The 4,760-nt window shown below is 51.6% G+C and carries 6 protein-coding genes; 1 reads left to right on the forward strand and 5 read right to left on the reverse strand.

Annotated elements, in window-relative coordinates:
• From ACQG1Y_RS26275 to ACQG1Y_RS26290, 4 genes are all read right to left on the reverse strand, one after another.
• Positions 1 to 266, reverse strand: a 266-nt coding sequence (locus ACQG1Y_RS26275) for a hypothetical protein (protein ID WP_426737503.1), incomplete at its 3' end; no start/stop codon positions are given.
• Positions 267 to 665: 399 nt separating this feature from the next.
• Positions 666 to 1,580 carry a lipid A hydroxylase LpxO gene (gene lpxO / locus ACQG1Y_RS26280; protein ID WP_023343074.1) on the reverse strand — a complete coding sequence of 305 codons (915 nt, stop codon included), beginning with the start codon at positions 1,578 to 1,580 and terminating at the stop codon, positions 666 to 668.
• Positions 1,581 to 1,749: 169 nt separating this feature from the next.
• A complete protein-coding gene (gene mbeA / locus ACQG1Y_RS26285; protein ID WP_426737507.1) occupies positions 1,750 to 3,243 on the reverse strand; it encodes a plasmid mobilization relaxase MbeA in 1,494 nt (497 codons plus the stop codon).
• The gene (locus tag ACQG1Y_RS26290; protein ID WP_001445156.1) at positions 3,233 to 3,556 is read right to left on the reverse strand and encodes a MobC family plasmid mobilization relaxosome protein; all 324 of its coding nucleotides are present in this window, start codon (positions 3,554 to 3,556) and stop codon (positions 3,233 to 3,235) included. The genes mbeA and ACQG1Y_RS26290 overlap by 11 nt, the downstream gene beginning before the upstream one ends.
• A 643-nt stretch (positions 3,557 to 4,199) precedes the next feature.
• Between ACQG1Y_RS26290 and ACQG1Y_RS26295 the strand changes: the two genes are divergently transcribed.
• A complete protein-coding gene (locus ACQG1Y_RS26295) occupies positions 4,200 to 4,310 on the forward strand; it encodes a hypothetical protein (RefSeq protein WP_048246078.1) in 111 nt (36 codons plus the stop codon).
• A 254-nt stretch (positions 4,311 to 4,564) separates the two neighbouring features.
• Here ACQG1Y_RS26295 and ACQG1Y_RS26300 read toward each other — a convergent pair.
• Positions 4,565 to 4,760, reverse strand: a 196-nt coding sequence (locus tag ACQG1Y_RS26300; protein ID WP_426737510.1) for a hypothetical protein, incomplete at its 5' end; no start/stop codon positions are given.

The following is a 4,760-nucleotide window of genomic DNA, read 5'->3' on the forward strand; positions in this document are numbered from 1 at the left end:
TAATGACGTATTAGCATCCCAGTTTTATCTTCGTACTCTGATGGCTGCAACGTACTCCCTGGGAAAGCTTTTGCAACATGTATAGCAGCTTGAAAGGTATCAAAATATCGCCCAAACATTGGCGTTTCAAAGCTAGGCGACTCTGTCGAAAAATCCCCCATAACTTGCGCCAAATAACCATTATCTATCTGCCATTGAACATCTGATCCCATAGCCCACTCTCCCAGAGTTACTCCTAATAAATAACCATAATATGTATTTACCATAACGCTTCTTGGCCGCACCCCCTGAGAGCCCCTCAGCGCGTTTCTGCGGCCTGAGGGCCGTTTCCGGCACCTTTCCCCGGCCCAAACCCTGAAAAACGCCCCTGATAATTTCTGCGCGGCTGCATGGCTATGCACAAGAGTGAATGGCGGCCGGTTTCGTGAAGGAAATACCGTGAAAGCTCCGAAAGAAACGCTTAATTGCACAGCAGCACATGAACGTGATCAGATGAAATCTGTCTACTGCCGCACTTCTTCACGAAAGGCCCGCTGAGCGTCAGATTCGGGCCTTTCTTACTAAAAAGATTTCAATAGAATTTTTTAGCAGGCGATTTTTATCTATAACCATACATTGAGCATAGAAGACCCAAATTTATGTATGACTCAATAGAAAAAAACAAATCACAGCCATCTAAACACTGAGACAGCAAGCCAAACAAAAATCAAAGAAATAACTCCATTTTTAATCAAATAATATAGTTTTCGATTCCTTTTTTTTAGCTTCTGACCTGCATCACGAATAGCATTAACATATTTAAATAAATGATTTATAGCACCAGTCCTGTCATTATTATCGTTGGGTGATGCTGCCGCTGACATTAGCACCCCACCTATCCACCTATTTATTTTTTGTGACCACCGCCACTTCATCGGCCTTTCTATATCACAGAACAAAATAATACGTGTCTGCTCGGTATCATTCTGAGCCCAGTGAACAAAAGTTTCGTCAAAAATTATCACTTCACCATCATGCCAACTGCGGCGTACACCATCAACTTCAATAAAACACCGTTCATCATTTGGTGTTGATAATCCTAAATGATAACGAACTGAACCGGCATAAGGGTCACGATGCTTTCCTAAATGGCTTCCTGAAGGCAATTCAGCAAACATCGCTGCTTTAATACAGGGAATAGAGCTAACCAGTTGGGTTGTTACTGGGCAAAGCCGCTCCGCTGATGGATGAGCATCTCCATACCACTTGAGGTAAAAGCGCTTCCAACCGCGCTTAAAAAATGTATTAAATCCTGCATCATTATTTTTTTCAGATGATTTAATGTGCCCTTGCAAATTAACAGCTTCGTCTCTTATAACCTGCCAGTTATCAATTAATGGTTGAAGTTCAGGAAATGTTTCTGGGGGAAACCATGCCTGCTTTGACGGCAGCTTCGAAAAGCCTGTCATAAACATATTTATCGGAGCCATAAATGTTGAATGATCAAATAACTGCCTGGAAAACTTTTGTTTTATTTTACCGCGAGAATGCGCATACAATACACTGATAAGAAAAACAAAAATAATAATAAGTGACAGCATGTGTATATTCCTTGTTCACGCCAATAATAAAAATCTCTTAAAGATAACATAATGAATGCACTTAAATTATAATCTAAATGCTATTTATCAATAGTATAATCGAAGCTTCACCAGAACATATCTACTACACAGGCAGAGAGGATTTCAGCAGGAATTATGCTGAAATGAATCAAAGGGACGGACCGTGATATACCCGCTGTCGCTGTGATCGTTCGAGCTCCAGCGCTTTCTGATGCCGCGCCTCCCGCACCTGCTGCAGCTCGACGGCATTCAGCCGCTCGACAACCGGCGCAGCTGATCGCTCAAACTCTGCACCTGCCTGCTCAAGCCCGTGACGCGCTCGCTCAGCGCCGCGTTCTCCCGTTGCATAAGACCAGACATCGTCCGCCATTCCGCGAAGGCGCTCTCCCACTCGTCCAGCCTTTTCGAGTAGTCCTGCTGTAGCTGCTCTAATGCGCTCAGCAACTGTTTTTCCAGCTCTGTCATGTGCTATTTCCCCGCCAGTATCATCCAGCTCGAATCCTCTCCGAACCGTCCCGCTTCCGGGTTCACCCTCACGCAGCGGCGTCTCTGCTCGCCGCAGGTCGAGAGCTGCACGCCGCTGTTCCGCTCGGACAGCATCGCCTGCGTGCTCTTCTGCTCCCGGATGCTCACGTAATTGTCGAGTATCTGCTGACTCTGCCACCACAGAATGGCCGCGTTCGAGGCGATCAGCAGCACGGAGACCAGGACGATGGTCAGCCACGTCTGGCTGACCATGCGCAGCATCCCTTTCGTACGCTGGCTCATGGCTGAGGACAGCTTCCGGTCGTGGTCGAGGATGGCGGCGCTGATTCTCTTCTCGCTTTCGCTCAGTTCCGCTCTGACAGACTTCTCGTGCTCGCTGAATGCGGCTTTCAGCATCTCGCCGGTACTCTGCTGCTGCGCTTTCGATTTCTGCTCTAAGTCCTTCGCCAGCGTTAAAAGACTGTTCATAGATGGCTCCCTTCAGTCGGATGTTTCGCCCCCCGTCCGGGTCGGCAATGCTGATGCTGCTTTTTGTGGTGCGTACCACCTCAAAACCTGCGCTTTCCAGCGCCTCAGTGACGTCCTGGCGGGTTTTCAGCTCCCCGGACGAGGCCAAGGCCAGTAAACCCCGTGTAATTGCCTGAGCGGCTTCCTGCTTCGTTTCCGGCAGCGCGGACGGCGTGACCAGCGCCCGCCGGTTTTCAGGCGCGTTCGGGTCATGCAGCCCCAGCCTGCCGTTCACGATGGTCTGCCAGGCATCAATGCGCGGACGGTCGGCGCGGTCGTAATACGGCTGGAGACGCTTGCCAGTCAGCAGCTCCGTGTTCGGGATCAGGAAGTTCAGCTCCAGCCGCCCCTTATCCTGGTGCTCAACCCACAGCACGTTGTACTGGTCTTTGTCGAGTCCGGGCATCAGAACCCGTTCAAAGCTCGCCATCAGCTTTTCGCGCTGCCCGGGCGGTAAATCCTTTTCGGCAAAGGACAGGACGCCGGATGTGTACTTTTTTGCGTAGGGTGAGGCGTCGATAAGCTCCCTGACTTCTTCCGGCTTCCCCTGCAGAACGGTGGCGCCCTCGCGCTGTCGGTCTTTCCCCAGCAGATAATCCACCGGACCGGCGCCACCGCCGCGCCCTCGCGGGTGAAACTTAACGATCATCGTCTGCACCCTTTTCCAGCACGGCATGCCGCAGCCGCTCGAGTCCGGCATCTATGGCCATCAGCGCGGCGACGACCTGCACGCGGTCGTGCCCGCTGCCACCACCGGCGTTAACCTGCCGGGCAATCTGGTTAAGGTTGTTCCCCATGCCGGCAAGCTGACGAAGCAGCGCCGGCGAGATCGAGGGAAGCTTGCCGGCGCGGGCGGGTTTCTCGTCCAGGCACGTCTGGCGCATCCAGGCTGCAAGCTGTTTACCGTCGCAGCGCTCCAGCAGACGCCGGTGCTCATCCTCGGTCACCCACATCGTGAGCATTTTGCTGCGTTTGTCTGCCAATCCGGCCTCCTGATAACGCCGGGACGGGCGGGAAATCTTTTCCCGGTCGGCGCGGTGTTGGACAAGCCGCAGGCGCGTCAGTGGTTTTAGCGGGTTTCGGGGCGCAGCCCTGAACCAGTCACGTAGCGCTAGCGGAGTGTATACTGGCTTAATATGGTAAATCGAAGTGGGAATTCAGGGAAGTGCTTCATGTGGCAGGTAAAAAATGCGTCTGTGGGGCGTAAGTGCGAAATGCTGGGGACGATGAAATGACGCCTCCTCGCTCACTCGGTCGCTACGCTCCTGCCGTGAGACTGCGGCGGGCGTTACCGGCTCACGAATGGCGGGATAAAGAGATGGCGCTCAAATCAGGAAGGGCTGGGAAAAGGATGCGGCGTTGCCGTTTTTCCATAGGCTCCGCCCCCCTGACAAGCATCACGAAATATGACGCTCAAATCAGTGGCGGCGAAACCCGACAGGACTATAAAGATCCCAGGCGTTTCCCCCTGGTAGCTCCCTCGTGCGCTCTCCTGTTCCTGCCTTTCGGTTTACCGGTGTCATTCCGCTGTTATGTGGCCGCGTTTGTCTCATTCCACGCCTGACACTCAGTTCCGGGTAGGCAGTTCGCTCCAAGCTGGACTGTATGCACGACCCCCCCGTTCAGTCCGACTACCACGCCCATTCCGGTAACTATCAACTTGAGTCCAACCCGGAAAGACACGACAAAATCGCCATTGGCGGTAGCCACTGGTAAGCAGGATGTGCGAGAGATGTATCGAGAGTTCTTGAAGTGGTGGCCGGACTACGGCTACACTGGAAGGACAGATTTGGTGACACGTCTCGCACAAGACTGTTACCACGGTTCAGAAGTTCCCCAACTTACTGAACCTTCGAAAAACCACCTCCCCAGGTGGTTTTTTCGTTTTCAGAGCAAGAGATTACGCGCAGAGCAAAACGATCTCAAGAAGATCATTTTACAAATTGGATAATATCCCTCCGCCCCTAACACTAATATAAAATTATCGGGCTTGCATGCCCCTCACCATTTTCCCCATATCCACCACCAAACAATAGTTCGTCGAGTTCTTTGCTAGCTTGATCAATACACGCAGCCACATGAATAGCAGAAGGGTACTCATCATACTGAAAATTATCGCTTTTTTCAGGAGGGAGTCGATCATAATACGGATGACAATCCACATAA

It is taken from the genome of Enterobacter cloacae complex sp. 397G4, from assembly GCF_050031515.1.
Classification (GTDB): domain Bacteria; phylum Pseudomonadota; class Gammaproteobacteria; order Enterobacterales; family Enterobacteriaceae; genus Enterobacter; species Enterobacter hormaechei_C.